The following is a 25,012-nucleotide window of genomic DNA, read 5'->3' on the forward strand; positions in this document are numbered from 1 at the left end:
ATTATACATTTAATTGTTGTTTTAATCAATGTTTCTATTGATTTCCTATACATTACAATTTAATGTACAAATTAGCACAAATTATCAAAAAACCCTTCCCATTAAACGGTACCATTGAGTTAAGAAAGGATGATGGTATGGATTATTTTGAAAGAATTCAAAACGCCATAGAGTTTATTGAGAAAAACCTACGTGAAAAGTTAACGATTACAGATATTTCTTCTCAGTCTTACTTTTCAGCATTTCATTTCCAACGACTTTTCCAAGCCATTACAGGTTTTTCTGTGCAGCAGTATATTCGCAACAGGAGGCTTTCTGAAGCAGCTTCCTTATTAGCAACAACAACGCAGAATATACTTGAGATTGCAATCAACTTTCAATATGGTTCTCAGGAGGCATTTACACGGGCATTTGTTCAGTATTTTGGTGTCACACCTGCTAAATACCGAAAAGGAGCCAACTCCATACCATTTCAAACCAAAATAAACTTTTTGGATTATAAACTGGAAGGAGAACTCCCTATGCAGCGACCGGAAATACTTCACTTATCTAAAAAACGTATTACAGGCTATGAATACAAAACATCCTTACAAGACGAACAGTACTATGCAGAAATCCCTGGCTTTTATTTGGATTTTGGTCAGCAGCAATATTATGAACGAATTTCCCATAAGGTAGCCCCTAATATGGCGTATGGTATTTCTACAAACTTTCAGGAGGATGGCCGGTTTTCTTTTATTGTAGGAGAGGAAGTCGAAATCTTTGAGGAGCAATTAGAGAAAGGCTTCACCCACCTTGAAATTCCTGCTGGTAAATATGCAGAGTTTACATTGAATGGCACTGCGGAAGGAATTCAAAATACAAGACGTTTCATTTACGGAGTATGGTTGCCAAATTCTAATTATGAGCGCGATACGGGTCCTGATTTTGAAATAACCGATGTCATAGAATCTATCTATCCACAGGAGATGAAAATGAAAATCTACATTCCCATTAAAGAATAATAAAGGAGCAAGGTCGATGAATATCGAGAAAGTATTTAAGCAATTCCCAACCTTACATTCAGCTAATTTACAATTAAAAAAAATAGAAGAATCACATATACAAGAGCTATTTGCTATTTATGATAATGATAAGGTATTTGAGTATTGTGGCATCATCCCAAAACACAACCTTCAAACCGTTCAAAAAATGATTGGCCATTTTGACCGTGATTATACAAAGAAAAGCAGGATTAAATGGGGGATCTTCGAAAAATCACAGCGTGAAAAACTAGTAGGGATTATCGAAGCGATGGACTTTAATCAAAAAGTAGATATGGTAACAATTGGTTACTATTTAGCTGAAGCATCCTGGGGAAAAGGCATTGCATCAGAGGCAGTTGCAATCATCGTAAAATTTTTATTGGAAGAGGTAAATGTTAATCGAATACAGGCAGAAGTCATGCCTTTAAATGAACCCTCGAAAAAGGTTCTGTTAAAAAATGGATTTTCAAAAGAAGGTCTTTTGAGACAAGCTTCCTTATGGTCTGGTAAGGGTGTTGTTGATTTAGAGATATACGGCTTATTGAAAGGCGATTACGACTTGAAAGACTAAACTCTACTAATGAGTTTAGTCTTTTCTTATATTGTACAGATAAATGGACATTTTACCATCTCCTAAAGGGCTCTTTAACATAGACTAGAAATAGATGACTCATGCTAGCATGACATTGTAATCATAAAGGAGCGTTTTAGAAATGGATGGAAACAGATATTTAACACGAATGAATTGGGAATTTAACAATTATCATAAATTTTCTAAATGCTATTGTGAATCAAAGAATGTTTACTTTGGTCACTCTCCCAGTGTAGATCATCCTATTATTGAGGAAGATTCTTATAAAATAAAATATTATAATAGTCCCCAATTTGAAAAAAAATATCAGAAACAAAATCAAATTGAAAAGCATTGTCAAAGCTGTATTTGTAGTCACTTAGAATGTTTTGAACCAGGGACTTTAGTAGATGTATACCTTTCAGATGGCAGCCAATTTCTAGGAATATACTTTATTTATCTTATTCCGCAAAGCTGCTGCGGGTACTTCCTTCAAATCGATGATATGGCACGGCCTGTCATTATGGACTGTCAAAACATTGATGCGATACGTAAAACTTGTTGAGGTAGTTGATGCTTTGGCTTTTTTCTTTTTATTATTAAAAAAGGCTGGTTAATTGCTATACAAGCATAACCAGCCATTCGACTACCTCTCGTTTATCCATTGAATTAGTTGTTCATTAAAAAATACAGGCTCTTCAAACATAGGATTATGACCACTTTTTTCAAAAATGACTTTCTTTACATAGGGAATATGATCTACTGCATCCCATAATGAAATAGGGGCTACTAAATAATCATACCTGCCTAGACCTAGAAAAATTGGCTTGTTAACTTGTAGCATTTGTTGTAAAAGGTTCTGCTCCGCAAAAGCTACTCCCCATAGATAATCAATAATTTCCATATTCGGATGAACGTTATCCCACATAGAGGTAGCATTGAACATAAAATCATAAAAACTATGCGCCCCCATACGAATACACATATGAACAAAGCGTCGTTCAGGCTCCTTCTTTAGATCCTGTTCCAATAAGGCTATTTCGTGCGCAAATTGATGTTTACGCTCCATACTTGCATGTGCCTCAAAATAAGACAAGCTTTGTTGCTGTCTTTCTTGACTATTCGATGTTGCTGTATTTAAGAGTACGAGTTTTTGAACATGCTGGGGATAGGCTTTGGCATACGCCATTGCCATAAATGCATGTCCTGAATGTCCTAAAACTATTAAATTATCTAGCTGTAGGATTTGTCTCGCACACTCCATATCCTTCACTATTTTGTTTAATGTGTAATCTTCTTGCGTAAATGCTTGAGCTGGCTTACCAAAACCTCGATGATCTAAAAAAATCACCTGGAAATGTTGATAAAAGTCTTCTGAGAACAGACGTGGATAATAAACACTACTCCCCACCACTAAAATTGGTTGGCCTTGCCCCTTTATACAATAGTTTAATTCAAATCCATCACACATAAGTTTTTGATATGTCATTATCTTCATCCTCTTTTCTATTTTTGTATCATCACTCCCTTCCCTCTTGGTTTTCCCGTGTTTTTTCCATTGAACGCTCTAGCATTCTATCACCCCAGTAGATGTTATTATTTACATTAACAATATCATTCCCACAGATTCCTAGCAATGAAGGATCGTGTATACTGAATAAAAGGAGAATGTCTATGAAGGAAGATCTAATAAAGCGTTTGCGGTTATTTTTATTTAATGAGAAGCATCAAACGTTAGTGGGTAAACCTGCAAGTCAAAGGGAAATCATAGAGGCACAGCAACAACTTCATGTACAATTTCACAGCGACTACGTAGCGTTCATTGAAACGTTTGGTGGGGCATATGCAGGTATAGCAATCCATGCTTTTTCTAACGGCTCAAGTCTTGGAAACGAAACCGTTGTCGATTTAACACTGGATTTTCGTCAACAATATAAAGAGTTCCTATCTCCAAATGTTTTAGAAACGAGCTATGTTATTTCAATGGATGGTGGAGGTAATCCCATTTTCATCGATCCATCAGGCCATGTTTTTATTTGCGATCATGATTGTGGAGAAATTAAGCGAATAGCTGATTCATTTGAGTTGCTGATAGAAGATTGTTTTTATGAATGGTAAGTTACTTAAGTAAAGAAGAGGTTAAATATAATGGACAAACAATTAGAACACATACTTACATTAAGAAAAAACGGACAGCTTGAGGAAGCAAATCAATGTATGGTGGCACTGGTCAAGGAACAGCCTCAAAATGCTTATTATCAATTTCAATGTGCTTGGACATTTGATTCTTTAGGGCAGGAAAAAGAGGCTGTTCCGCACTACGAAGAAGCGATAAAGTTGGGGCTAGAACCAGAAGTTTTAGTGGATGCCTATCTCGGTTTAGGGAGCACCTATCGTACTATAGGGCAATACGAGCAAGCAAAACGGATCTTTGAACAAGCCATTCAAGAGTTCCCCAAGGCTGAGCATATCAAGGTCTTCTATGCCATGACACTCTATAATCTTGGCGAACATGCAAAATCAATGGAAACATTATTGAACACGATATTACGCACAGCCAATCATCAAGGCATTCAAGATTATAAAAAAGCTATTCACTACTACAGTGATAAGCTAGATCAAACATGGTTATAAAAAACAGGCCCTATTTAGAGCCTGTTTTTAGCATTATTATATGGAAGTTTGCTTTTTGGATGTAGAAGATAACGCCACAATCAAGAATGTAAGTATACCGCTAAAGAAAAATAAATAGCTCAATGGAATTAAAAAGAAGTTTTTCTCCACTATCGTACCATCTGCTAGTATCTCATCTCCTATAAGGCCTTTTATAAATAAACATACGATCCCCATGATCATCGGAATTGTGGCAAGTAAATATTTCCCCATTATTTCTTCCTCCATTTGTTAAATCCTTGTTGTAATTGATGATAGCGTTATTTTTATTGCAAGTCAATTATTTTTTATCGAAAAACAATAAATAGTTATTGATTAACACTCCCACCTAAAAGAACGAACGTTCCCTCCTCTTTTAATTTCTTGTACGTGATTTATTATGTTTTTTGAGTAAATTTTGTGCGAGTTAGTATAAATAATTATATAAATTAATGTCGGATAATCTGTTATAATAGGCTTTAAAAAACAGCTACTTTATTAAAAGTAACCGTTTTTCCATAAAATCATATTGATTGAGAAGCTTGTTGTATGAGGGCAGCGACCATTTTATCCATCTGAGCAAAGCGATCATCCTGCGTTTGTCCTTGAACATAGCGATAATAGATTTGCTGACAAATAACGGCTAATTTAAAATAAGCAAATGTACAGTAATAATGAATAGCTGACACATCTCGCCCACTTTTCTCTGCATAACGATCAATAAATTGCTGTCGGGTATAAAAGCCTGGTAATACAGTTACTGGTGGTTCACCAAGTGCATATAATAGCATTTTCGGGTCATCCGCTTGCATCCAATAACTCATTGCTACACCAACATCAGCAAGTGGGTCCCCTACTGTTGCCATCTCCCAATCAAAAAGGCCAATTATTTCGGTATAGTCCTCAGAGAACATTGCATTATTCAATTTATAATCATAATGAATAATGGTTGCCTCATGATTGGACGGAAGATTGTTTTTTAACCACTCTGTTAACATCGCTACTTCTGCATGTTCTGCTGTTTTCGCATTTTCATAACGCTCAATCCAGCCATACACTTGTCTTTCAAGAAATCCGTCAGGCTTCACGATATCCTTTAACGGAGTGTCCTGATAAGGAATAGCATGTAATGCAACTAAAGAATCAACCATCAGTTCGGACAATTGACGTGCTAGCTCCTCTGTTGGTTCTGTGCCTTTTGGAAAATGTGTATCAAGGACGATTCCTTTTTTGCGCTCCATTAAAAAGAAATCACTACCGATAATGTCTCGATCCTCTACATAGACATATGGTTTTGGAACCGATGGTAAAAATGGATGCAGTGCCGATAAAATCGTAAATTCCCGCTTCATATCATGCGCTTTTTTGGCAACTGGTCCAAGCGGAGGACGACGTAGAACAGCTTCAAAATCAGCTATTTTTAAACAATACGTCAAATTGGAATGCCCTGCACTAAATTGTGCTATTTCAAGCTTCCCCTGTGGAAGCTCAGTGAAATAACTCTCTAAAAAGGCATGTAGTTTATCAACATCCAAACGTTCACTTGACCTTACTTGCATCGTATCCATTCTATTTCCCTCCTTAAATAATGGAGCTCATGCCCCCATCTACTACAATGACATCCCCTGTTACATAGTCCGAAGCTGGTGCTGCTAAAAATAAAGCTACGCCCTTCAAATCATTTTCGGAGCCTAAGCGTTTCAACGGTGTAACACCCATCAAATAGTCTTGTCCACGTTCGATTAAGACATTGGACATTTTCGTAGGGAAAAAACCTGGTGCAATAGCGTTGACATTGACTCCATGTGGCCCCCATTTGACGGCTAAATCCTTCGTTAAAGTAATGACAGCCCCTTTACTCGCGTTATAGGCAATCGTATCCATAAAGGCTGGTAGCGTCCCACCTAGTCCAGCAATAGAAGCAATATTAATGATTTTGCCGCTTTTCTGCTCTAGCATAATTTTGCCAACGGCTTGGCTGAATAAAAATGTCCCGTTGACATTGACATCAAATACTTTTTGCCAGGCTTCGTAGGGCATATCAATGGCAGGTGTTCCCCATGATGCGCCACTGTTATTGACTAAAATATCAATTCTACCAAATGTTGTAATCGTTTGGGCTACCACATTGGCAATATCCTCAGGCTTTGTGACATCACAGGCTAGAGCTAATGATTGAACACCAAGCTTTTCGAGTCCTGCTGCAACCTCCTCACATGCCTCCACCTTTCGTGAGCATAAGACCACATTGGCTCCAGCCTCTGCAAATCCTTGAGCAATTTGCGCACCGAGTCCACGTCCTCCACCTGTCACAATCGCTGTTTTACCTTTTAAGCTAAATAACTCTAGGACCGTCATTTCACCAGCTCCTCTTGTTTGTTGGCATGCTTTTTCAATTCTAGTTTAGCAATGGTATTACGATGCACCTCATCTGGTCCATCCGCTAAACGTAATGTACGAGAATTTGCCCATTGTGCAGCAAGCGTTGTATCGGGACCTACCCCAGCAGCACCAAATGCTTGGATAGCTCGATCAATGACTCTGAGTGCCATATTTGGAGCAACTACCTTAATCATAGCAATTTCAGCTTTTGCCTCTTTGTTGCCTACTGTGTCCATCATATAAGCAGCCTTCAATGTTAAAAGTCTTGCTTGCTCAATATCCATCCGAGATTCCGCAATGCGCTCCCGCATTACCCCTTGATCTGCTAGTGGTCGATGAAATGCCTGCCGCGCTTGTACACGCACACACATTTCCTCTAATGCACGCTCTGCGGCACCAATAAGACGCATACAATGATGAATTCTACCTGGCCCTAGTCTGCCTTGCGCAATGGCAAAGCCTTTACCTTCACCCCATAAAATATTTTCTACCGGTACACGCACATTGGTAAATGTAACCTCACCATGTCCTTCTGGCGCATGGTCGTAGCCAAAAGCCGTTAGCATACGCTCCACTTTTACTCCTGGTGTATCCATCGGTACAAGAATCATAGACTGCTGCTCGTGGATAGGAGCCGTTGTATCTTTATGCTTGCCCATAAAAATAGCCACCCTACAGCGAGGATCCCCAGCACCAGTTGTCCACCATTTATGGCCATTTAAAATGTATTCATCTCCATCGCGTTCAATGCTTGCCTCAATATTTGTAGCATCACTGGATGCAACGGCTGGCTCCGTCATCGCAAAGCAGGACCGTATTTCGCCTCGTAATAATGGTTCCAGCCACTGTTTTTTTTGCAGTGCCGATCCATAGCGTACAAGTACTTCCATATTGCCTGTGTCAGGTGCATTACAGTTAAACACTTCGGGGGCAAGAAGTGAGCGGCCCATGATTTCACATAAAGGTGCGTATTCTAAGTTGGTTAAACCTGCCCCATATTCACTATCTGGTAAAAATAAATTCCACAAACCTGCCTGTTGCGCCTTCTGTTTCAGCTCCTCCATAATCGGTGGAATCGCTCCCCAACGATCCTCCATTGCCTCAACCTGTGCAGCATAAACGGCCTCATTTGGATAAATGTATTGCGCCATAAAATTCTTCAGCTTGTCCTGTAACTTCTCAACTTTTTCACTATAGGAAAAATTCATTAGAAGATACCCCCTTTGCTTGAACTTCGCAAAATGAATGAATGTTCATTTTCATTCTTACAATAAATGTTACCGCTATTTTTCTAGTAAAGCAATGTTCTATTTTTGAATTTTCTAACAAAAGAGAAAATTCATTACTATGGACTTACATCATTTATTTTCAAAAAACTGTACTATATCCTTCAGTAATTGTCGGATGGCTAATGGTAAATGACGGTTTTTTAAGTACACTAGATAGACATTGCGACTTAAATTCAGACCCTCTATTTCTTTTTTTACAATCGTTTTGGCAGTCGGTCCTTGCAAGTAATTTTTAGGTAATATGGTCACTCCTAAATGTTCTCGTACAAGCGATACAGCGGTTTCAAAACGCTCAATTTCAAATTGAATATTGATGTTTTTACCAGCCTGTTCAAATGACGTTAAGATATCTCGTCTTGTTTGAAAGCCCTCGGTACTAATAATAAATGGTTCTTCACAAATATCTGAGATGGTTAAAGTATCCTTTTGAGCTAACGGATGATGTAAAGGTAATACTGCGACCAACCGTTCTTCATATAAAGTTTGAACTTCCAACTCTGGATCATCCATTAGCTGATTGGTGATGATTAAATGAGTTTTATAGCTTTTCAAGGATTTTTTCACACGTTTACTACCTAAAATATCGACTAAGTGAATTTTCATGTGAGGATAGTCTTTTTTATAGTTGGCGATTACCTTTGGCAGCCAATGCTTAATAGATTCCATGACACCAATGGTGATGTCTCTCGTGCCATGAACAATCACTTCATCCATTTCGATTTTTAGCACTTCCATATTTTTTACAATAACTTTTGCTCGTTCAAAAAGTAACTCTCCAGCTTCTGTTAATTGCAGATTTCTAGTATTTCTCTCTAATAAAGGGGAGCCAATCTCTTGTTCTAATTTTTTGATCGCATTACTTAAGGAAGGCTGCGAAATATGCAGTCTTTCTGCGGCTTTTGAGAAATTCATCTGTTCTGAAACAGCGATAAAATAGTGTAATTGTTTTATGTCCACCTATAGATACCTCCCAAATTTATAGTTAAAAGCTATAGATTAATATTAATTATATATTAGTAATTATAATTATGTGAATATATAATGAATTACAACAATACTTTTTCTACAATAATATTCACAATGGGGTTGATAAGTTTATGTACACAATGACAGATCAAAAACAATGGAAAGGCCGAATAGATTCAACGACAAATACAAGCAGCTTTCGTTTACATCAACAAGTAAAAAGAGTTGCGATTAATGATGTAAGCGCTTCAGATAAGAAAAGTGCTGCTCTCGTTGGCTTTATCTGCGATGAAGGGGTACGTCGAAATCAAGGCCGTGTAGGGGCAGCAAATGGTCCAAACGCCCTACGAGAAGGCTTAGCCAGTTTACCGTGGACATTTGAGGACGATCAGCAAATTATTGATGTTGGCAATATCGTTTGTCTAAACCATGCTTTAGAGGAGGCGCAACGTGAGCTTGGTGAAGTCGTAGCAACAGTACTACAAAAAAACATATCATGTGTGGTGCTAGGTGGCGGGCATGAAACGCTGTATGGCCATTATTTAGGTGTTCGTTCTGCTCTACCAAAGGAAGCTAAAATCGGCATCATCAATATAGATGCTCACTTTGATTTACGACCATATGATGAACAACCTTCGTCAGGTACGATGTTCCGTCAAATTTTAGAGCAGGATCCACATGCTGACTATTTTGTTGTTGGTATTCAACGCTACGGCAATACAAGAGAACTTTTCGAAAAAGCTGATGAATTGAACGTGAAGTATGTTTATGAGGATCAAATGACGGTAGCCTACCAACAACAATTAACGGATGCATTACAACATTTTATGGATAAGCATGATTATATTCTTTTAACATTATGTATGGATGTATTGAATGCAGCATTTGCTCCAGGTGTAAGTGCTCCATCACCGTTTGGGCTTGACCCATCGACTGTGCGCTCAATTTTGCAACAAGTCACTTCACACCCTCACACCCATTCATTTGATATATGTGAGGTCAATCCGTTATTAGATGAAAACGGACGTACAGTGAAATTAGGTGCCTATTTTGTATATGAGGCACTGAACAACTTACTTAGGGGGCAAGGTTCATGATCGAAATTAATCAAATTACAACGGTATTCCTAGCTGTTGCACTCTTTGCATTAGGAAGCTTTCTTATCAATAAAATAGGCTTTTTAAAGCGTTTCTGTATCCCAGCACCAGTGGTTGGTGGTTTATTGTTCGCTGCTCTTGCCACTATCTTAAAAACAACGGGTATTTTAGAAATATCACTTGATACTTCTTTACAAAGCTTATTTATGATTACTTTCTTTACGACAATTGGCTTAGGTGCAAGCTTTAAACTTGTAAAGCTCGGTGGTAAATTACTGATTATCTACTGGCTAGCATGTGGCTTCCTAGCGTTAATGCAAAATGTCATTGGGGTATCTTTGGCATCACTTATGGGGATCCATCCTTTAATCGGTATGATGGCGGGTGCCGTTTCTATGGAGGGTGGTCATGGCGCTGCAGCTGCATTTGGCCAAACCTTAGAAGATTTAGGGATTTCTTCAGCTATGACAATTGGTGCTGCTGCAGCAACATGTGGTCTAGTTGCTGGTGGCTTAATTGGTGGTCCAATTGTCAAATATTTAGTAGGTAAATATAATTTAACACCAGATGAACAAGAATCGGAAGAAGTCGAATATGAAAATAAACATGAGCAAATTACATCGGATTCGTTCTTTACACAGGTCTTATTAATTACTTTCTGTATGGCTGTTGGTACGTACGTCGGCACACTATTCTCAGAAGCAACAGGTTTCGTTCTACCTGGCTATGTAGGAGCAATGTTTGTGGCTGTATTAGTGCGCAATATTATGGATAAATTCAAACCTGAAGCCATTAATATGAAAAGCATCTCATTAATTGGAGATGTCACATTAGGTGTATTCCTTTCCATGGCTCTCATGAGTATTAAATTATGGGAAATTGCTGATTTGGCACTACCATTATTTATCATTGTTTTTGCGCAAGTATTCTTTATTGTTGTATTTAGTATTTTTGTGTTATTTAAATTACTTGGCAAAAACTACGATGCTGCTGTTATGGTTGCAGGTTTTGCAGGACATGGTCTAGGCGCAACACCAAATGCCATGGCCAATATGTCAGCCGTTGTGCAACGCTTCGGTCCTTCTAAAAAAGCCTTTCTTGTCGTACCGATTGTCGGCGCATTTTTAATTGACGTATTTGGGATTCCTATTATTATTACAACTATCAATTTATTTAAATAAAAAAGAGCTTTGCATTCGTTCTGAGTAGACGATTGCAAAGCTTTTCTATTATTGTAATATCTCACTTACTGTAACAAATTCATAGCCTTGTTTTTGTAAATAAAGAATAACATTTTCTAAACCATTGGCTGTCGTTTGATGGATATCGTGCATTAGAATAATACTCCCATCTTTTACAGAGGCTTTGACATACGCTAAAATTTTATCTGGATTATGATGTTTCCAATCCAGTGTATCAATCGACCACAAAATCGAGGGGATTGTCATGACAGAACGTACTTGGTCATTGGTCGCGCCATAGGGTGGACGGAAAACAGTTGGATACTGCCCGATGGCTGCATAAATAGCGTTACTTGTGCCATTGACTTCTTGTTTAACGCCTGCTATAGATAAGGCCGTTAATTTTTTATGGCTCAAGGTATGGTTTCCGATTTCATGCCCTGCTTCATAGACTTGTTTAACGATTGCAGCATTTCTTGACACATTTTTACCTACCATAAAGAATGTAGCCTTGGCATCGTATTTCTTTAACGTTGCCAAAATTTGTGGTGTCACCTTAGCATCTGGCCCATCATCAAATGTTAAGGCTACCCGTTTTTTTGCGCCTTTCGCTACTGGCACGCCTTTATTATAAACTTTATTATCTATTAACTGAATATCGGCTAGCTCAGAAGCTTTGACATACCCTTTTTGGTCGCCTGCTTCTACATAAGCCCAACCAGCAAGTGTTATGTAATACTGGACAGTTGTTTTATTGGGAAGTGTACCAAGAACTTCTCCGTTTGGATTAGCTGTTAAACGTAATTCAGCACCAGCAACAGCATTAATTTTTTTCTTCGTTGGAGCTGGTTTTTTTAATGCGTTTGTCGCTACATATCCTATCTCCTCGCCATATTGAACGAAAGACCAACCACCAGGTGCTGTGCCATATACATAAATTATTCGTCCTTCATAGAGCTGTCCTACATGCTGGGCATGTTGACTTGGGGCTGTAAATAATGTTGTACCACCCTTTTGAATCACTAGGTATCCCTCAGACTTCAACTTGACTAAAGCATCAGATGTGACATAGCCCTCCTGCTCTGGCGTTTGAATATGTGTCCAACCTTTACTTACTTTTGTTACTGAAACAAAGCTACCTTTCGAAAGTTCCCCGATCTCCGCACTATTCGTAGAAGCTTCTTCAAAAATAACCGTATCTTTGAATACCTTGTGAATCACCACTGATCCTTCAGCATTTACTGAAAGTTGCCCTGCCAAGATGCACATCATAAACGTCAAAACGATGGCAAAGGGTAAAAATTTTTTCATTGATCTACACCGCCCTTAGATGTCTTCCATGTCTGTTTGCTAAAAAATTGCTAAGATTTAACTTTTATTATAGAGTAAACAACCCTGCCATAAAATAGTAATAATCAACTAGATTCCCTTTTAGAATGCTGCTAAAATTCATATTTTAGTAAATACTTATACATTCCTCCTTCCCTTTTTACTGAGAAACTATGCATAGGTTATGATAATTAAATGATGGTGGCTTATTTTGTAGATTTTGTGTTAGCTCCTTTATCTCATGCTGCTAAACGGCCTATGGACTTAGGTGAGTAACCTTCTCCTTACTGGGAGCGGGCTCTCACCTCTTTGAGAAGCAGCTCTCCCCGTATTTGATGGTTCCTATAAAAAGCTGGTTATCCACCACCGAACCTCAGCTATATAATCCCCCTTTCTATTAAGACGTTAGGAACCATGAAAAAGTTGAGGTTTTTTCATTATTCTTCCTGCTATAAAGCTTCGAAGGCCGTTAGGGCATCTTCAATATGTGGGGGTGGGTTCCATATATAGCTAGGAGCATTGGTTGTAATGAATAAAAAAGATTTCCCTTCTTTCTCGATTATGGTCGCCAGACACAGTCCTGCTTCTGGGGTATAGCCTGTTTTTCCACCTATTATCGGACTGTCTAGACCCGGTAATTTTGTAAATAATGAGTTTGTGATGATTAATTGATTGGGAACATAGGTTGTGTAGTTTTTTGAGGTAAATATTTGATAAAAGGTAGGATTTTCCAATGCATATCGCAGAAGCTTGCTGATATCCCGCACGGTGGATACATGTGCCTCATCATGTAGGCCACTGGTATTAACAAAATGTGTCTCATGCATGCCTAATTCTTGCGCCTTGTTATTCATCAACGTGACAAATTTGTCCTCACTGCCAGCGACAGCATCTGCAAGTGTTCCTGTTGCATCGGCACCTGAGGCAAGGAGTGTACCATACAATAAATCCTCCATCGTGACAAAATCTCCTGCTTGAAAGCCTGCCATCGAAGCATTTTGTGCCGTATAGTTCGCAATCGTTTGAGGCTCTACAATGGTTTGTGTTTGTAAATTATCTGTCATCTCTATGGCAACAATGGCTGTCATGATCTTTGTTAAAGATGCAGGATAAATAATAGCATCCGCATTTTTTTCGTATAATACATCGCCCTGTTCATTGAGTAACAAAGCATTTTGACTATGTAATGATGGCAGTTCTAGATGCGTGAATTCATATGTTTTGCTTGTATAATAAAATAAGAAAACCATGATACAAATACAGCCTACTAACATCCATTTTTTCATAAAAAACGCCTCCTACACATTATAAGAGGCGGCATTTCTGAATATTCCTTGAGAAAAATGGGATGCGCTCAAATATTTTCACAGGTAAAAATCATCATCGAAATTTGAACTAATTCTTGTAATCTCTTTATTTGTTAATTTGAACATTACATCTTGAGAAACCTCTAACTTGAGCGTCTCTTCTTTGCTTAGACTTGCATAGACGCCGCGTAAAATACGACCAGTTAAGCCATGCGAGACAATAATCACTTTTGAAAGTGGTTGAATCGTTTCAAGCAAAGCAGTTAATCTGCTTACAACAGCTTCATAGGTTTCCCCATCTGGTGCACGAAAATACCAATTGAAGGCATCTGTGTTCGTTAACAAGGCAGGCCATTGTTGCTGTATTTCCGCCATGGTTAATCCAGCCCATTGTCCCACAGCAACCTCTGTTAAACGTGGATCCTGCCTCACCTTGTTGCTGTCATAGCCCAGTGTTTCACAAAGTATGGCTGTGCTTTGCATGGCTCTTCCCATTGGACTTGATAGGATGGTCCATTCATCTGCATCGCCAATGAGTGATTTCAGCATGCGTGCATTTTGCTGAACCTGCTCCCGACCACGCTCAGTGAGTGGTGAATCAAGCTGTCCTTGATATCTCCCTTGTGTATTATAATTTGTCTCACCATGGCGAAGTAAGTAGATCATTTGCTCCATTTTATACCCCCCATTCTGCTCCCCTTATTAAAGTAAAATTGCTGTTAAACTAACACCAGCACATAAACAAAGCTAAGAAACAAGCATAAAGGACTATACCATTTTGAATCATTTTGAGCAAATGTGGAGCGCTTAATCGTTTTAAAAATACCAACATACTTAAAATCACCAATTGCTCGTAGCAAAAATACTAGCGCACAAACGATACTTCCTACTTTTGAAAAAATAGAGGCTTGAAAAAATGGCATGAAGCCTCCTTGAACAAGGATGATACCACTTGCTAGCATCAACAGCATTGCAACAAAGAGCGTTCCCCATTTTCTAGGCGTAAAAACGGCTTGTTGGCTGCCTTCTTTCATAGGAATAACAGCTTCTGTACCCCATCGACCACCAAAGGCCCAATAAATATGTAGGATACTAATGAGCCCTAATAGTCCCACTGCGACAATTGATAAAATAAACATGTTCTACCTCCTCTTCATTTGCATACGCTACCGTATGTTCTGGCGTTAAATATAGTCCCTCAAAGCCCATTTTAGCTCCGAGAGACCTTCTTACTGTATTAACAGCTTAATCATTTTTTCGAGATCGAAATGAGGATTGGCTTCAAATCGTGTCATCCAGCCTATATAGGTTAAATAAGCTAATCTTGCACGATCAGTGGATTCGTCTATGCTGATACCACTTTTTTGATAGAGTGTCGCCACACAGGCTATTCGCTGCTCCTCTATTTGAACGATACGCTTTGCGACATCTGAATCATATTTGGCCCAAGCATAAATGCCTATCTCCATCTTTTTATTTTTGTGAAAACTTATCCGTAAAAGCTGCTCTAGAGTAGCATCAACTTGCTCCATATTTTGAATAATGGCCTTTGTTGCGTGGTTTTCCCAATAGTCTAGCATGGCATCTAATAGTTGTTGACGATCACGAAAATAATGATAAAAGCTACCTTTACTAATGTTTAATGATCGAGCAAGTGCTTCAATACGTACTTTATGAATCCCCGCTTCTGCTAATTGCTCTAGACCCGCTCTAATCCAATCCTCTTTCGTTACTTGCATAATTGCCCTCCAAAAAATACGTTAGCGTATGTTTTGTCTTATATTACCACTTCATACATCACTCATCAACTTTTATCGTTTTTATGGCGTACATTAATATGATTATTCACTGTAACATGAACTGTTACTAGTCGTGGTAAAATACATGCACACACTAAAATAAACACTAATAGCTTTTTCATGAATTTACTCCTTGTCTTAAAAAGTATTGTCAAACAACTTTTCTGCAATGCCCTGTAAAATATCCTGCTCCTCAAATGTCATGAGTTCTTCTCTCGAGATTGTTGCCTGTTGAATCAATCGGTTTGATTGGATCGTCACTAGTTTCTCAAACAAGTTTCGAATATAACGACCATTCGAGAAATTAGGGATAGTTTCAATTGGCATATGACGTAGCTGTGTTTTCATATGTTGGGCAAATGCTTCGCCAAATTGATAATCGTTCGTTTGACAAAGCATCGCAAAAATATCATAGAGTTCATCCGTGCTAAAATTATCAAATTGTACAAAATGATTAAAGCGAGATTTAAAGCCTGGATTAGATTGTAAAAAATCTTCTATTAGCTCTGTATAGCCCGCAACAATAATTACCAAGTCATCACGTAGATCCTCCATTGCCTTTAATAAACTATCAATAGCTTCCTTCCCAAATGCATCCTGTTTATCATTTATTAATGAATAGGCTTCATCAATAAAAAGTACCCCGCCCTTTGCTTTGTTAACGACTTCCTGAACCTTTAACGCTGTTTGTCCAACATAGCCAGCGACTAAACCTGCACGATCTGTTTCCACAAAATGCCCACTTGAAAGGACGCCAAGATGCTTGTAGATTTGGCCAATAATGCGTGCCACTGTTGTTTTACCTGTGCCTGGATTGCCCGAGAAGACAAGATGATACGTAATAGGAAAGCTTGTTAAACCATGATCCACACGCAGACTTTGAATTTTAATAAAGTTTATTAAATTATGTAATTCCTTCTTTGCATTCGGAAGACCTACAAGACTATCTAATTGTTTTTGTAGCTTGGCAATCTCTTGCTCGACTTCAGGTGTAATGCGTAACCGCTCATCGTTAATAAATTCACCACTATAGATAATTTTGCCTTCTTCATTATAATAATCGCCTCGTCCATGTTTTTTGCCTTGAACAAGGTCACCAATATAGGAAGCTTGCCCATTGGCATAATAGAGCGTTCCTTGCCCTGTCATCATATCCTCTTTAAATTGCCCTTCCGCTTCTAAAATTCCATCCCTAGAATATACTTTGCCTTTACCATGCTTTAGGTCCTCAAAGAAATGACCTTCATAGTGGAGATTAGTTACACCACGTGCAAGCTCCTCAGCTGTTGGTGATTCCGTAGGGTAATATAGCTTCCCAGCCCCTTGCATATGATGCCAAATAAAATCACCCTCATATTGTAAAAATCCATTTGGATAGTATTGCTTGCCTTTTCCCTTTTTCATGCCATGGACAAAGTCACCCTCATACTGCGGTTGATTTAAATGTGGATACTGTGCTCGTAGTGTTTGATAAGGGCGAATTACTTCTTCTTCATAATATAAAACACCATAGCCATCCATTAAATCATTGCGAAAATGACCTTCATAATGGATATGACCATCCTTATATAAAATGCCATGACCCTGTTTTTTATTTTGTATGAATTCACCCTGATAAATGAGTTGTCCTTTCAAATACATAATGCCATTGCCTTGCTTCATATGATTGACGAATTCACCCTCGAATAATAATTCTCCCTCTTGATCAAATAGCGAGCCTTTGCCGTCATATATATCGTGACCGAAATCATTCTTCTTGACGCCACCTCGATACATGATGATTCCACTTGGGTAAAATAGTTCTTTTTCTTCATGATTATGTGTCATTTAATTGCCTTCCTTCATCATTTCAGTATATGCTCAATTATAGCGTGGAAAAGAATACATATGTGTGAATTTTTAGAATTTAAGGAGACAAGCATGAAAAAAAGATACAAACTACTTCTAGGCATTTTACTACCACTACTTATTCTGTATATCTCGACAATGCTGTTAACACGAGACACTGATTTTACAACAGAGGTAACAGAACGTCTCGAAATGGAGGAAATTCATGAGATTGAAATTATTCGTTCCTCAGATGAAAAAACAGTAACGATTACTGACGCAGCAGAAATCAATCAAATTATGCAGCCATTCAAGGACCTACCTTTAAAAAAGGTGTGGTTTTCGAATTCTGATTCTCATGAAGCATACTGGCTAACACTCTCAATTAATGACAACAGGGAAATTGGCTTGCGTTTAGATGATGACCAGCATTTATTCGTGTATTTATATGAGGAAAATTACATGAAAGATTATAAGCTCACTAAGGATATCGATACGACATTTATCAAACAATTGTTTCAGTAAACGTAAAAACCCGTGCATGTACGCACGGGTTTTTATATGTAACGATAATTTTGCTGCATAGCTTGTAAGGTCTCAATGATCTCTTCTCTCAGTTCAATTGGCTCTAATACCTCCATATCGGCTCCTTGACTTAACAACCACTCTTTCACGCCATATTCTAACACTTCTGCCTCAAAAACATATTCATGATTGTTTTGTGAAACTAGGTGGGCTGTTGGGAAACGACTGTAGACTATTTGAGGAGAACGGCCTTTATAGAGAAGACGGATATGAGTAAGGTCATTAGTGCCCTCTACTTGTAATGGATGTACAGATGGAAATTCAAAATGGATAGTCATTTCACGAAAATGCTGAATACGATCCATTCTGTAAACAGTTGGGGTTTCTTGATTATCTCCTATTAAATAAAAATAATGTGTTGAAAAGATAACAGCGAGCGGCTTTAAAATTTTTGCAGTTGGAATCGCTTCACCCTCCTGTAAATAATCAATTGTAATGACCTTTCTCTTTTGAATAGCTGTTGAAATTCCCCATATCAAGGACAATAATGACTTGTTTTGATGGATATCTTCATATACAATTTTTTCATTTAATAACAGTTGATCGTCTGCTACACGTGAGAGAAGTTGATTAACGATCTCACCGATATCCGATTTTACGAGAGCTTTTGAGGCAATCAGTATTTTAACGATGACTAGTACCTGTTCTTTAGATAAACGATTGTTTTTTGTATGCATTAATTTATACACTTTTTCTGTACGTACATATTGTAAATGGTAATCTAGCTTAGCCTTTTCCAGATACGTACGAATTTCATCGATATCCCGTTGTATGGTTTTTTCACCAACCTGATGTGTCAATGCTTCTTGCTTCTTGTTGATTCCTTGGCCATCCATCAATCGATCAAACATCGATAGTACGCGGTAGCCTTTGCCTTGTTGTGAATCTACCATATATCCCACTCTTTCTTCTATCATGCCCAGCTTGCAGTATATTGGCCATAAATAGCCCTTCTACTGATTGCGTCCAGATTTTTTGCGAGTTGCTCAAAAAGCTTTCTCTTCAAAATCTGTGACCTCCGCTTGGGCTTTTATCTTGATTCAGTTGGTGTTTTGACACCTACTCCATTTGTGCATTCATCTCATTATCTATAAACTGAATCAAGATAAAACTTCTACTTTATTGGTATAATTTGTACTATACGCATCCTATCATAAATCACCATTCAAGCAGCACAATAGACTGTATTTTTGACATAATTAACTAAAATTTTACAGCATTTTAGATGAATGTGTCACTTTTTAACCATTGAAAAAGGACTTCCATTGAATGAAAGTCCTTGTACTCTTTTATTTGAATTTTACAGCTGTTCCATATACCAATACTTCGGATGTACCATCCATGACAGATGAAGTAGCATAACGAACGCCTACAACTGCATCTGCACCTAATTGTTTGGCTTCCTCTACCATTGCCTCTGTGGCAATTTCACGAGAGCGCACAAGCATCTCCGCATACTCCTTCATTTCTCCACCGACAATATTGCGAAGACCTGCTATCATGTCACGACCAATATTTCTAGATTGAACAGAATTCCCTTTCACTAGCCCTAATGTTTCCATGATATCTTTTCCTGCCACCATGTCTGATGTAGCTAATAGCATCATGATGCCTCCCCGTTCTGTAGTTTTTGTATGGCTTTCACAGCCTCTTCAATAGAAGATGTAATCACGCCATTGCGTTTAATTAACCCCACAACAAATAAATTACGATAAACAAACTGATTCTCTAGCCCATCTCGGATCAGTGCCTCTATTTTTTGCATATTGTCCCGCCCTTGCTGACGAACATCTGTTAGCACACCAATAATGGGACGATTCAGCATCGAAAACGCACCTATCTCTGCGGCAACGCCTGAATCAATTTCCACCCCATCTAATACAGCTATCAGAACATCGCTATCCTGTAGCATCTCTAAATCTGCTTGGGCAATCGCTAAGCTATCTGCATAGGCAGATTTATCATTGATGGCCTCATTCTCCTGAGGTACATATAATGCGATGCCTGGTGCTGCCTCGCGAATAGCTGCTGCCAATTGTTCATTTACAAAACGATCGCCTAACGAAAATAACCCATTTGCTAAATATGCTTTCATGTATAAAACTCCTTAATCAATTGTTTTTTCAAATATAATTTTATGTCTGCCTTTTTCATCAATAAATGTTGATCGTATATCGAAACCATGCTTGAGGTTGGTAATAAGCATGGCTTTGAATGTATTTCTTCCATATGTACGAACTTTGTGAAAGCCTAAAGTCTTGATATATTCATGCTGTTGTTTCATTAATTGACTTGCAATTCCCTGACCTCGATGTGCTACATGAACGCCACCCAACCAACTATAAAAAATATCATCTGGATGTGGGTAGCCTAGTTTAAAGCCGATCAATGTGTCACCTTCCACTGCCAATATGCAAAGAAGGCCTTCTTTCTTTTCTAGCTTTTCGAGTGGCAAATTTGCTCCATCAAAAACGTGAGCGTGGATTTCTTGTAATTGTTCAAGCCAAGCATAGGGTATGCCTTCAATCGTCACAATATGCATATTCATCACCTCTGTCTGTCATTATAGCAGTTCTATAGCCTGAAGAAAAAGGTAGGCATCTGCTCCAAAAGCAATTATTATCACTGCATAAAAGTAACTATTTTCCATCTAAGCTATTTTCGACACCCACCAAATTCAGTATACTTGACCAAAATACAAAACAATAGCTAGGAGGAAATTCGATTGACACCATTTACTAGTTGGTTAACGAATTCATTGCGCCCCTATTTCGGCCTACATACTTTAGAAGCACATTGGGAAACGATTCCGATTCGAGAGGATTATTTTATTTGCCTTGAAGGCGATCTCATTAAAAAAAGAATTTTCGTGAATGAGCATAGCTACCAAGAAGCGGATGTCGACATTTTAACACGTAATCGTGAAGTCATTGTCCCTCAAACTGCGCGTGGAAAAGAAAAGAAATTGAATTATACCAATATCTCCGCTGTGAAAGCTGCAGGCGTTGTTTTTTCTGTTGGTCTAGGTAATGAAAACCATCCATCTAGCTATATCACAGCTCGTAACACTAAAACATATTACCAGCTACCATTAACAGGCTTTGAGCATTTAACGACTAAGTCGGCTCTCTTGAATTGGTTAGAGCAATTTCCCTCCCAGCTTCCTGCTGATTACTCAGACAAGCTAGAAAAGCTAACCAAGATGAAAAGTCTACGCTATAAGACTGTGCCAGGTGATATTTTTCGTGTAGAAATCGATTTATTTGTAGATGGCTATGTGCTTGTCATTGGCGATTTACGTCAAATGCAAAAGGATCATCTTTTTGGAGAAGATAGTATTTGGCATAATGTAATGACAATGCCATTGTTTGTACGGCCCTATTTGTTGACAACGACAGAGCGCCTGCCTTCTCTTGAGGAAATCATATCTGCTCCATTGGCCCCTCAAACCCATATTGTGATGGATGACCATTTTATGCGAGGATGCTATGAAAAGATAGGCCATAAAATGTTAACAGAATCCGATATTGTCTTTCCAATGGGCTATGGCGTGACACTAAACTATGGGAAAGAGCCTCGATATCGTCTATCCTGGGGAACAGGAACAATTAGTAAACCTGCACCTTCCACCTCCTATCAAACAGCTAGCCGTTTTACCAATCATGGTGTCTATGCAGGCGTTGCCAGTGATTGGTTGAAGCAAGAGGAAGGAATTGTAACAGAGTCGCTAGATCATCCACACTTCCGCGAAGATCGTCAGCGGGCACTCGCTGAATTTAGTTTTCCAGAAGATATCTCCTACGATGACTTTAATCGCCAAACGGGTGGATTGACCCGCACCCAATATATTCATTACCTCAATAAAACCTATCATCGTACACACAAAAAATAGAGGGAGCTTCTAGATGCTCCCCCTCCACTTTTTCATCGATGGTTGATTTCATCCAATAATTACTTATAATATAGAGATATCATTAACCAACTTCCATCACTAGAGGTGCATTTTGTATGTATTTTGGCATTATTCCACTGATTCTTTTCATCGTTTTTCTTATTTCTTACTTTAAAGACCCAAGAAAAATGATCAACGGACTATTATTTAATCTATTTGTCTGTTCATTTCTGCTATTCTGCGTCATTCTATCTTTAGCATCTGACTATTACTTTTTAAGGCTTATTGTCATTATTCCACTGATTGCTCTTTTCATTTTAATTCCTTTTGGTATTGTTGCTTTAATGTTTGGTTTATTTTTAAATGCGAGAGTATTAATGAAGCGAGAAGGTAGACGTTTAGCCAATTCCTTAACATTACTTGTGGCGATTGGCATTTTACTTTTTATCCTATTACCGATTATAAATCCAGCGAGTTTGTTTTCAGTCCACCTCCAGCCCATTTTTGGTGGAATTTCACTCATTACGTTTTATTTTTTTATCCATTTATCCAATTTTTTATCTGCTTATTTTCTCTACCAATTCAATCGCCCTCGATTGAATCAAGATTTTATTATTGTACTAGGCAGTGGATTAATTAATGATAAGGTGCCTCCACTTTTAGCTAGTAGAATTCAAAAGGCAATTGACTTCTATCATAAGCAAGCAGCAGTGACTACTCCACCTACCATTATTTTCTCTGGTGGACAAGGTCCTGGTGAAAATCTACCCGAAGCTGAAGCGATGCAACGATATGCAATAGAAAAAGGCATTCCCATTGAGCATACACTCCAGGAGAACCGCTCTGTGAATACCTATCAAAATATGTTATTTTCTAAGCAGCTCATGGATGATCGGAAACAGGGTGAGGCCTATAACAGTATTTTCACCACGAATAATTTCCATCTTTTTCGTGCGGGTATTTATGCAAGACTTGCGGGCTTAGATAGTCAGGGCATTGGCTCTAAGACAGCCTTTTATTATTGGCCAAATGCGATGATTCGTGAATATGTAGCGATTGTTGTAATGGCACGAAAACGACATATGAAAATGATTGGACCTATTGTAATCATTTCGATTGCGCTATCTCTATTCAGCTTTTTCTTTGTATAGGTTCTAGGAAATGGATTCGTACACTTTTTATAGAAAGTGTTACGAATCCTTTTTGATGCTATCATACCCAAAATTTCTTCAGCTGTTGTTCATATAATGTCTCATAGTAAAGTTTTCGAGGATAGCGTTGTTCTTGTAATACCTGATAGAGAATGGATTGACCTTCCTCATAGCGAATCCCCTCATCACAATTATCAAATAGTTTTCGTGTCAGCTGTCTTACTAGGTGAACATCTTTTGTGTTCACTCTCCAGCCAAATTGAATTAAATCCAGCTGATCGAGCGGATCTCGATAAGTATCAAGTACCACACAGACATGTGGTTGCTGCTTATTCGCAAATACTAAAACATGTCCTGTATGAATGGATGACCAAAATAACGTTCGTAAATCTCTGCTATCGGTACTTGGATTTCAAGCACATCCATGATCGTCTGTAAAGTTGGATGTGCTATATAGTCATCGCTTGTCTCATCTGGATATTCAACCAACTCCATGATGGAAGCCATCATCCAAAAATCATAGGTCATTTCCAATCACTCCATCTATTTTTATTGTGGCAAACGGTTAATCGCTTGTTCCACCGTCTGAATAAGATAGGCTAAGTTGGTCTGCCATTCTGGCCAACTCTTGGACTCTTGCCATAATTCTACAATCTCTCTACTACCATGTTGATCAGGTACTTCATCTCTAATGTCCTGTAAATACCGCAATATAAATGTCAAAGAGCTTTCATCTACTACCCATTGTATTTGTTCATCCTTACTTTCTTGACCATGAATGGTTCCCGTATTCAGATATTGACTATAAAGCTCTGCCAAAGCCAGGGCACTTATATCGTAGAAAAAATCTATATCCTCCAATGTTTTACCAAAAAAGCCTTGCTGTTTCATAGCCTGTACAATATCCGATAATGTTAGCTGATTGGATTCCTTATGCTGTTCCATAAACTCCCGCAAAAACGCCACTACATCTAAACCTTCATCACTTTCCAATGCTTTGTATCCCCAAGCCCCCATCTCACTGCACCTCTCTTATTTATTCTAGTAAAGCTCTGGTAAAAGTAAAATCTGCACGCATGACCATGACAGCTGTTCATTATAGTAGCCGCTCTTAAAATTCCTTTGCTATATCAATAATCCTTAGCTTTATAGGTAGGAGGCAAAGTAAAACTTCATCTTTTCCTGTGAATAGCCATCCTGTCCTCTCCAAGTCGCCATTGACATAAAATCAGTTCCACGTCCACGCTCCTTGCGATAATCATCCTTTGATACGAGTAGTCCCGCATAACCCCAGATTTCCATGACTACATCTCGTTCATGTTGATTGGACTTGAAAACATCTTTCCAGCGCTTTTCAAGCTGTCTAGCTGCATCTGTGTCGTTACAGGATTCTATTGCTGCTACCATCTGTTTTAAGATGGCTACGTCATCCTCACTTACATTCAATGCTTCTTGTTCTTTCACTAGGCATTCTAAGTCTAGTAAACAATAGATGAGCCAATTGAGGCGAACCCCTCCCCACTTGATGCGTTCAAAATTAAGCACATTTAAATCTTCATTGACATACGTAGCATTGGACATGATTTTCCGCTCATTACAGTAGCCACAGCCACTATAGGAGACCAATGCCACAGGTTGTTCATCATACGTATGCATTGGTAAATTATGCGTAAGAGCCCAGCTCGATAAGGCACTGCGTAAATGTACTTTGCGCGTCGATAAGCTATGCAAAAATGCCTTTACCACAAGCTCCTTTGTTAAGAATTTCTCATGCAGCTGTCGCAATCTTTGTACACATTCATCATGGGAAATCGTTAATCGATCAAACATCAAGCCCTTACTTTTAGCATATTGAAAATCTTCTTCTGTATAGGTATAACCACCTGAACGCCATCCACCAGATTGCCAATAGGTTTGCATTAATATTTTCCTTGCTTTTTGGTCCATTATTCTCTCCTC

The 25,012-nt window shown here is 38.4% G+C and carries 30 protein-coding genes; 10 read left to right on the forward strand and 20 right to left on the reverse strand.

Annotated elements, in window-relative coordinates:
• Window positions 1-137 precede the first annotated feature (137 nt).
• The 3 genes from MKY76_RS13415 (at window position 138) to MKY76_RS13425 (ending at window position 2,161) form a co-directional block, all read left to right on the forward strand.
• Window positions 138-1,004, forward strand: coding sequence for an AraC family transcriptional regulator (locus MKY76_RS13415; RefSeq protein WP_342556717.1), 867 nt, complete (start codon window positions 138-140; stop codon window positions 1,002-1,004).
• A gap of 16 nt (window positions 1,005-1,020) precedes the next feature.
• Entirely contained in the window at window positions 1,021-1,596 is a 576-nt protein-coding gene (locus MKY76_RS13420; protein ID WP_342556718.1) for a GNAT family protein, read from the forward strand.
• A gap of 142 nt (window positions 1,597-1,738) precedes the next feature.
• Window positions 1,739-2,161 (forward strand): hypothetical protein, encoded by a 423-nt coding sequence (locus tag MKY76_RS13425; protein WP_305192850.1) that lies wholly within the window; start codon window positions 1,739-1,741, stop codon window positions 2,159-2,161.
• An 81-nt stretch (window positions 2,162-2,242) separates the two neighbouring features.
• Here MKY76_RS13425 and MKY76_RS13430 read toward each other — a convergent pair whose 3' ends face one another.
• On the reverse strand, window positions 2,243-3,085 hold the full coding sequence (locus tag MKY76_RS13430; protein ID WP_066037267.1) for an alpha/beta hydrolase: 843 nt from the start codon (window positions 3,083-3,085) through the stop codon (window positions 2,243-2,245).
• A gap of 185 nt (window positions 3,086-3,270) precedes the next feature.
• Here MKY76_RS13430 and MKY76_RS13435 point away from each other — a divergent pair, with 185 nt between their 5' ends.
• Together MKY76_RS13435 and MKY76_RS13440 are read left to right on the forward strand one after the other, a co-directional pair.
• On the forward strand, window positions 3,271-3,714 hold the full coding sequence (locus tag MKY76_RS13435; RefSeq protein ID WP_054550378.1) for an SMI1/KNR4 family protein: 444 nt from the start codon (window positions 3,271-3,273) through the stop codon (window positions 3,712-3,714).
• A gap of 30 nt (window positions 3,715-3,744) precedes the next feature.
• Window positions 3,745-4,230: a tetratricopeptide repeat protein gene (locus MKY76_RS13440; RefSeq protein WP_319839267.1), complete on the forward strand. Its 486-nt coding sequence runs from the start codon at window positions 3,745-3,747 to the stop codon at window positions 4,228-4,230.
• Between the two features lie 36 nt (window positions 4,231-4,266).
• Here the strand turns inward: MKY76_RS13440 and MKY76_RS13445 are convergent, their stop codons facing one another.
• The 5 genes from MKY76_RS13445 to MKY76_RS13465 all read right to left on the reverse strand — a co-directional run bounded on the left by MKY76_RS13445 (window position 4,267) and on the right by MKY76_RS13465 (window position 8,876).
• Complete coding sequence (locus MKY76_RS13445; protein WP_342556719.1) at window positions 4,267-4,482, reverse strand: DUF3955 domain-containing protein; 216 nt, start codon at window positions 4,480-4,482, stop codon at window positions 4,267-4,269.
• Window positions 4,483-4,772: 290 nt separating this feature from the next.
• Window positions 4,773-5,816 carry a phosphotransferase family protein gene (locus MKY76_RS13450; protein ID WP_269898298.1) on the reverse strand — a complete coding sequence of 348 codons (1,044 nt, stop codon included), beginning with the start codon at window positions 5,814-5,816 and terminating at the stop codon, window positions 4,773-4,775.
• A 13-nt stretch (window positions 5,817-5,829) separates the two neighbouring features.
• Window positions 5,830-6,606, reverse strand: a complete 777-nt coding sequence (locus tag MKY76_RS13455; RefSeq protein WP_259951128.1) for an SDR family oxidoreductase — start codon at window positions 6,604-6,606, stop codon at window positions 5,830-5,832.
• Window positions 6,603-7,838, reverse strand: coding sequence for an acyl-CoA dehydrogenase family protein (locus MKY76_RS13460; protein WP_257960822.1), 1,236 nt, complete (start codon window positions 7,836-7,838; stop codon window positions 6,603-6,605). Before MKY76_RS13460 ends, MKY76_RS13455 begins: the two co-directional genes overlap by 4 nt.
• 150 nt (window positions 7,839-7,988) lie before the next feature.
• Window positions 7,989-8,876: a LysR family transcriptional regulator gene (locus MKY76_RS13465; RefSeq protein ID WP_342556720.1), complete on the reverse strand. Its 888-nt coding sequence runs from the start codon at window positions 8,874-8,876 to the stop codon at window positions 7,989-7,991.
• 140 nt (window positions 8,877-9,016) lie between these two features.
• Between MKY76_RS13465 and hutG the strand changes: the two genes are divergently transcribed.
• Both hutG and gltS read left to right on the forward strand, forming a co-directional pair.
• Window positions 9,017-9,982 (forward strand): formimidoylglutamase, encoded by a 966-nt coding sequence (gene hutG / locus MKY76_RS13470; protein ID WP_054550383.1) that lies wholly within the window; start codon window positions 9,017-9,019, stop codon window positions 9,980-9,982.
• Window positions 9,979-11,163, forward strand: a complete 1,185-nt coding sequence (gene gltS / locus MKY76_RS13475; RefSeq protein WP_048392524.1) for a sodium/glutamate symporter — start codon at window positions 9,979-9,981, stop codon at window positions 11,161-11,163. Before hutG ends, gltS begins: the two co-directional genes overlap by 4 nt.
• A gap of 48 nt (window positions 11,164-11,211) precedes the next feature.
• Here gltS and MKY76_RS13480 read toward each other — a convergent pair whose 3' ends face one another.
• From MKY76_RS13480 to MKY76_RS13505, 6 genes are all read right to left on the reverse strand, one after another.
• Window positions 11,212-12,474, reverse strand: a complete 1,263-nt coding sequence (locus MKY76_RS13480) for a polysaccharide deacetylase family protein (protein ID WP_342556721.1) — start codon at window positions 12,472-12,474, stop codon at window positions 11,212-11,214.
• A 467-nt stretch (window positions 12,475-12,941) separates the two neighbouring features.
• Window positions 12,942-13,778, reverse strand: coding sequence for a serine hydrolase (locus tag MKY76_RS13485; RefSeq protein ID WP_259951130.1), 837 nt, complete (start codon window positions 13,776-13,778; stop codon window positions 12,942-12,944).
• Window positions 13,779-13,856: 78 nt separating this feature from the next.
• Window positions 13,857-14,474 carry a histidine phosphatase family protein gene (locus MKY76_RS13490; RefSeq protein ID WP_131520044.1) on the reverse strand — a complete coding sequence of 206 codons (618 nt, stop codon included), beginning with the start codon at window positions 14,472-14,474 and terminating at the stop codon, window positions 13,857-13,859.
• A 44-nt stretch (window positions 14,475-14,518) separates the two neighbouring features.
• Window positions 14,519-14,938, reverse strand: coding sequence for a DUF3995 domain-containing protein (locus tag MKY76_RS13495; protein WP_342556722.1), 420 nt, complete (start codon window positions 14,936-14,938; stop codon window positions 14,519-14,521).
• Between the two features lie 90 nt (window positions 14,939-15,028).
• Window positions 15,029-15,538 carry a TetR/AcrR family transcriptional regulator gene (locus tag MKY76_RS13500; protein ID WP_054550387.1) on the reverse strand — a complete coding sequence of 170 codons (510 nt, stop codon included), beginning with the start codon at window positions 15,536-15,538 and terminating at the stop codon, window positions 15,029-15,031.
• A 198-nt stretch (window positions 15,539-15,736) separates the two neighbouring features.
• Complete coding sequence (locus MKY76_RS13505; RefSeq protein ID WP_115673285.1) at window positions 15,737-17,425, reverse strand: AAA family ATPase; 1,689 nt, start codon at window positions 17,423-17,425, stop codon at window positions 15,737-15,739.
• A gap of 93 nt (window positions 17,426-17,518) precedes the next feature.
• Here MKY76_RS13505 and MKY76_RS13510 point away from each other — a divergent pair, with 93 nt between their 5' ends.
• Window positions 17,519-17,950 (forward strand): hypothetical protein, encoded by a 432-nt coding sequence (locus tag MKY76_RS13510; RefSeq protein WP_048392515.1) that lies wholly within the window; start codon window positions 17,519-17,521, stop codon window positions 17,948-17,950.
• Window positions 17,951-17,982: 32 nt separating this feature from the next.
• Here MKY76_RS13510 and MKY76_RS13515 read toward each other — a convergent pair whose 3' ends face one another.
• The 4 genes from MKY76_RS13515 to MKY76_RS13530 form a co-directional block, all read right to left on the reverse strand.
• Window positions 17,983-18,903: a WYL domain-containing protein gene (locus tag MKY76_RS13515; RefSeq protein WP_342556723.1), complete on the reverse strand. Its 921-nt coding sequence runs from the start codon at window positions 18,901-18,903 to the stop codon at window positions 17,983-17,985.
• 396 nt (window positions 18,904-19,299) lie between these two features.
• Window positions 19,300-19,614, reverse strand: coding sequence for a YbjQ family protein (locus MKY76_RS13520; RefSeq protein WP_004225046.1), 315 nt, complete (start codon window positions 19,612-19,614; stop codon window positions 19,300-19,302).
• Entirely contained in the window at window positions 19,614-20,105 is a 492-nt protein-coding gene (locus MKY76_RS13525) for a nucleoside 2-deoxyribosyltransferase (protein ID WP_115673287.1), read from the reverse strand. Before MKY76_RS13525 ends, MKY76_RS13520 begins: the two co-directional genes overlap by 1 nt.
• A 12-nt stretch (window positions 20,106-20,117) precedes the next feature.
• Window positions 20,118-20,552, reverse strand: a complete 435-nt coding sequence (locus MKY76_RS13530) for a GNAT family N-acetyltransferase (protein WP_115673288.1) — start codon at window positions 20,550-20,552, stop codon at window positions 20,118-20,120.
• A 183-nt stretch (window positions 20,553-20,735) separates the two neighbouring features.
• Here MKY76_RS13530 and MKY76_RS13535 point away from each other — a divergent pair, with 183 nt between their 5' ends.
• Both MKY76_RS13535 and MKY76_RS13540 read left to right on the forward strand, forming a co-directional pair.
• A complete protein-coding gene (locus MKY76_RS13535; protein ID WP_115673289.1) occupies window positions 20,736-21,902 on the forward strand; it encodes an immunity 26/phosphotriesterase HocA family protein in 1,167 nt (388 codons plus the stop codon).
• A gap of 116 nt (window positions 21,903-22,018) precedes the next feature.
• The gene (locus MKY76_RS13540) at window positions 22,019-23,053 is read left to right on the forward strand and encodes a YdcF family protein (RefSeq protein WP_342556724.1); all 1,035 of its coding nucleotides are present in this window, start codon (window positions 22,019-22,021) and stop codon (window positions 23,051-23,053) included.
• Window positions 23,054-23,114: 61 nt separating this feature from the next.
• Here the strand turns inward: MKY76_RS13540 and MKY76_RS13545 are convergent, their stop codons facing one another.
• The 4 genes from MKY76_RS13545 to MKY76_RS13560 form a co-directional block, all read right to left on the reverse strand.
• On the reverse strand, window positions 23,115-23,363 hold the full coding sequence (locus tag MKY76_RS13545) for a hypothetical protein (protein WP_342556725.1): 249 nt from the start codon (window positions 23,361-23,363) through the stop codon (window positions 23,115-23,117).
• A gap of 32 nt (window positions 23,364-23,395) precedes the next feature.
• Entirely contained in the window at window positions 23,396-23,581 is a 186-nt protein-coding gene (locus MKY76_RS13550; RefSeq protein ID WP_342556726.1) for a hypothetical protein, read from the reverse strand.
• 21 nt (window positions 23,582-23,602) lie between these two features.
• Window positions 23,603-24,070, reverse strand: coding sequence for a DUF4259 domain-containing protein (locus MKY76_RS13555; RefSeq protein WP_048392504.1), 468 nt, complete (start codon window positions 24,068-24,070; stop codon window positions 23,603-23,605).
• Window positions 24,071-24,199: 129 nt separating this feature from the next.
• Complete coding sequence (locus MKY76_RS13560) at window positions 24,200-25,000, reverse strand: hypothetical protein (protein WP_048392502.1); 801 nt, start codon at window positions 24,998-25,000, stop codon at window positions 24,200-24,202.
• Between the last annotated feature and the right edge of the window lie 12 nt (window positions 25,001-25,012).

This window comes from Lysinibacillus sp. FSL P4-0201, assembly GCF_038593425.1.
Lineage (GTDB): Bacteria > Bacillota > Bacilli > Bacillales_A > Planococcaceae > Lysinibacillus > Lysinibacillus capsici.

Excerpts from the sequence above, each read along its gene's own strand:
- MKY76_RS13460 (WP_257960822.1), bottom strand. The coding sequence starts at position 7,838 with ATGAATTTTTCCTATAGTGAAAAAGTTGAGAAGTTACAGGACAAGCTG.
- MKY76_RS13515 (WP_342556723.1), bottom strand. The coding sequence starts at position 18,903 with ATGGTAGATTCACAACAAGGCAAAGGCTACCGCGTACTATCGATGTTT.
- MKY76_RS13445 (WP_342556719.1), bottom strand. The coding sequence starts at position 4,482 with ATGGGGAAATATTTACTTGCCACAATTCCGATGATCATGGGGATCGTA.
- MKY76_RS13555 (WP_048392504.1), bottom strand. The coding sequence starts at position 24,070 with ATGGGGGCTTGGGGATACAAAGCATTGGAAAGTGATGAAGGTTTAGAT.
- MKY76_RS13505 (WP_115673285.1), bottom strand. The coding sequence starts at position 17,425 with ATGACACATAATCATGAAGAAAAAGAACTATTTTACCCAAGTGGAATC.
- MKY76_RS13495 (WP_342556722.1), bottom strand. The coding sequence starts at position 14,938 with ATGTTTATTTTATCAATTGTCGCAGTGGGACTATTAGGGCTCATTAGT.
- MKY76_RS13540 (WP_342556724.1), top strand. The coding sequence starts at position 22,019 with ATGTATTTTGGCATTATTCCACTGATTCTTTTCATCGTTTTTCTTATT.
- MKY76_RS13530 (WP_115673288.1), bottom strand. The coding sequence starts at position 20,552 with ATGCATATTGTGACGATTGAAGGCATACCCTATGCTTGGCTTGAACAA.
- MKY76_RS13500 (WP_054550387.1), bottom strand. The coding sequence starts at position 15,538 with ATGCAAGTAACGAAAGAGGATTGGATTAGAGCGGGTCTAGAGCAATTA.
- MKY76_RS13420 (WP_342556718.1), top strand. The coding sequence starts at position 1,021 with ATGAATATCGAGAAAGTATTTAAGCAATTCCCAACCTTACATTCAGCT.
- MKY76_RS13430 (WP_066037267.1), bottom strand. The coding sequence starts at position 3,085 with ATGACATATCAAAAACTTATGTGTGATGGATTTGAATTAAACTATTGT.
- gltS (WP_048392524.1), top strand. The coding sequence starts at position 9,979 with ATGATCGAAATTAATCAAATTACAACGGTATTCCTAGCTGTTGCACTC.
- MKY76_RS13490 (WP_131520044.1), bottom strand. The coding sequence starts at position 14,474 with ATGGAGCAAATGATCTACTTACTTCGCCATGGTGAGACAAATTATAAT.
- MKY76_RS13435 (WP_054550378.1), top strand. The coding sequence starts at position 3,271 with ATGAAGGAAGATCTAATAAAGCGTTTGCGGTTATTTTTATTTAATGAG.
- MKY76_RS13485 (WP_259951130.1), bottom strand. The coding sequence starts at position 13,778 with ATGAAAAAATGGATGTTAGTAGGCTGTATTTGTATCATGGTTTTCTTA.
- MKY76_RS13455 (WP_259951128.1), bottom strand. The coding sequence starts at position 6,606 with ATGACGGTCCTAGAGTTATTTAGCTTAAAAGGTAAAACAGCGATTGTG.
- hutG (WP_054550383.1), top strand. The coding sequence starts at position 9,017 with ATGTACACAATGACAGATCAAAAACAATGGAAAGGCCGAATAGATTCA.
- MKY76_RS13415 (WP_342556717.1), top strand. The coding sequence starts at position 138 with ATGGATTATTTTGAAAGAATTCAAAACGCCATAGAGTTTATTGAGAAA.
- MKY76_RS13550 (WP_342556726.1), bottom strand. The coding sequence starts at position 23,581 with ATGACCTATGATTTTTGGATGATGGCTTCCATCATGGAGTTGGTTGAA.
- MKY76_RS13480 (WP_342556721.1), bottom strand. The coding sequence starts at position 12,474 with ATGAAAAAATTTTTACCCTTTGCCATCGTTTTGACGTTTATGATGTGC.
- MKY76_RS13450 (WP_269898298.1), bottom strand. The coding sequence starts at position 5,816 with ATGGATACGATGCAAGTAAGGTCAAGTGAACGTTTGGATGTTGATAAA.
- MKY76_RS13520 (WP_004225046.1), bottom strand. The coding sequence starts at position 19,614 with ATGCTATTAGCTACATCAGACATGGTGGCAGGAAAAGATATCATGGAA.
- MKY76_RS13510 (WP_048392515.1), top strand. The coding sequence starts at position 17,519 with ATGAAAAAAAGATACAAACTACTTCTAGGCATTTTACTACCACTACTT.
- MKY76_RS13560 (WP_048392502.1), bottom strand. The coding sequence starts at position 25,000 with ATGGACCAAAAAGCAAGGAAAATATTAATGCAAACCTATTGGCAATCT.
- MKY76_RS13425 (WP_305192850.1), top strand. The coding sequence starts at position 1,739 with ATGGATGGAAACAGATATTTAACACGAATGAATTGGGAATTTAACAAT.
- MKY76_RS13525 (WP_115673287.1), bottom strand. The coding sequence starts at position 20,105 with ATGAAAGCATATTTAGCAAATGGGTTATTTTCGTTAGGCGATCGTTTT.
- MKY76_RS13440 (WP_319839267.1), top strand. The coding sequence starts at position 3,745 with ATGGACAAACAATTAGAACACATACTTACATTAAGAAAAAACGGACAG.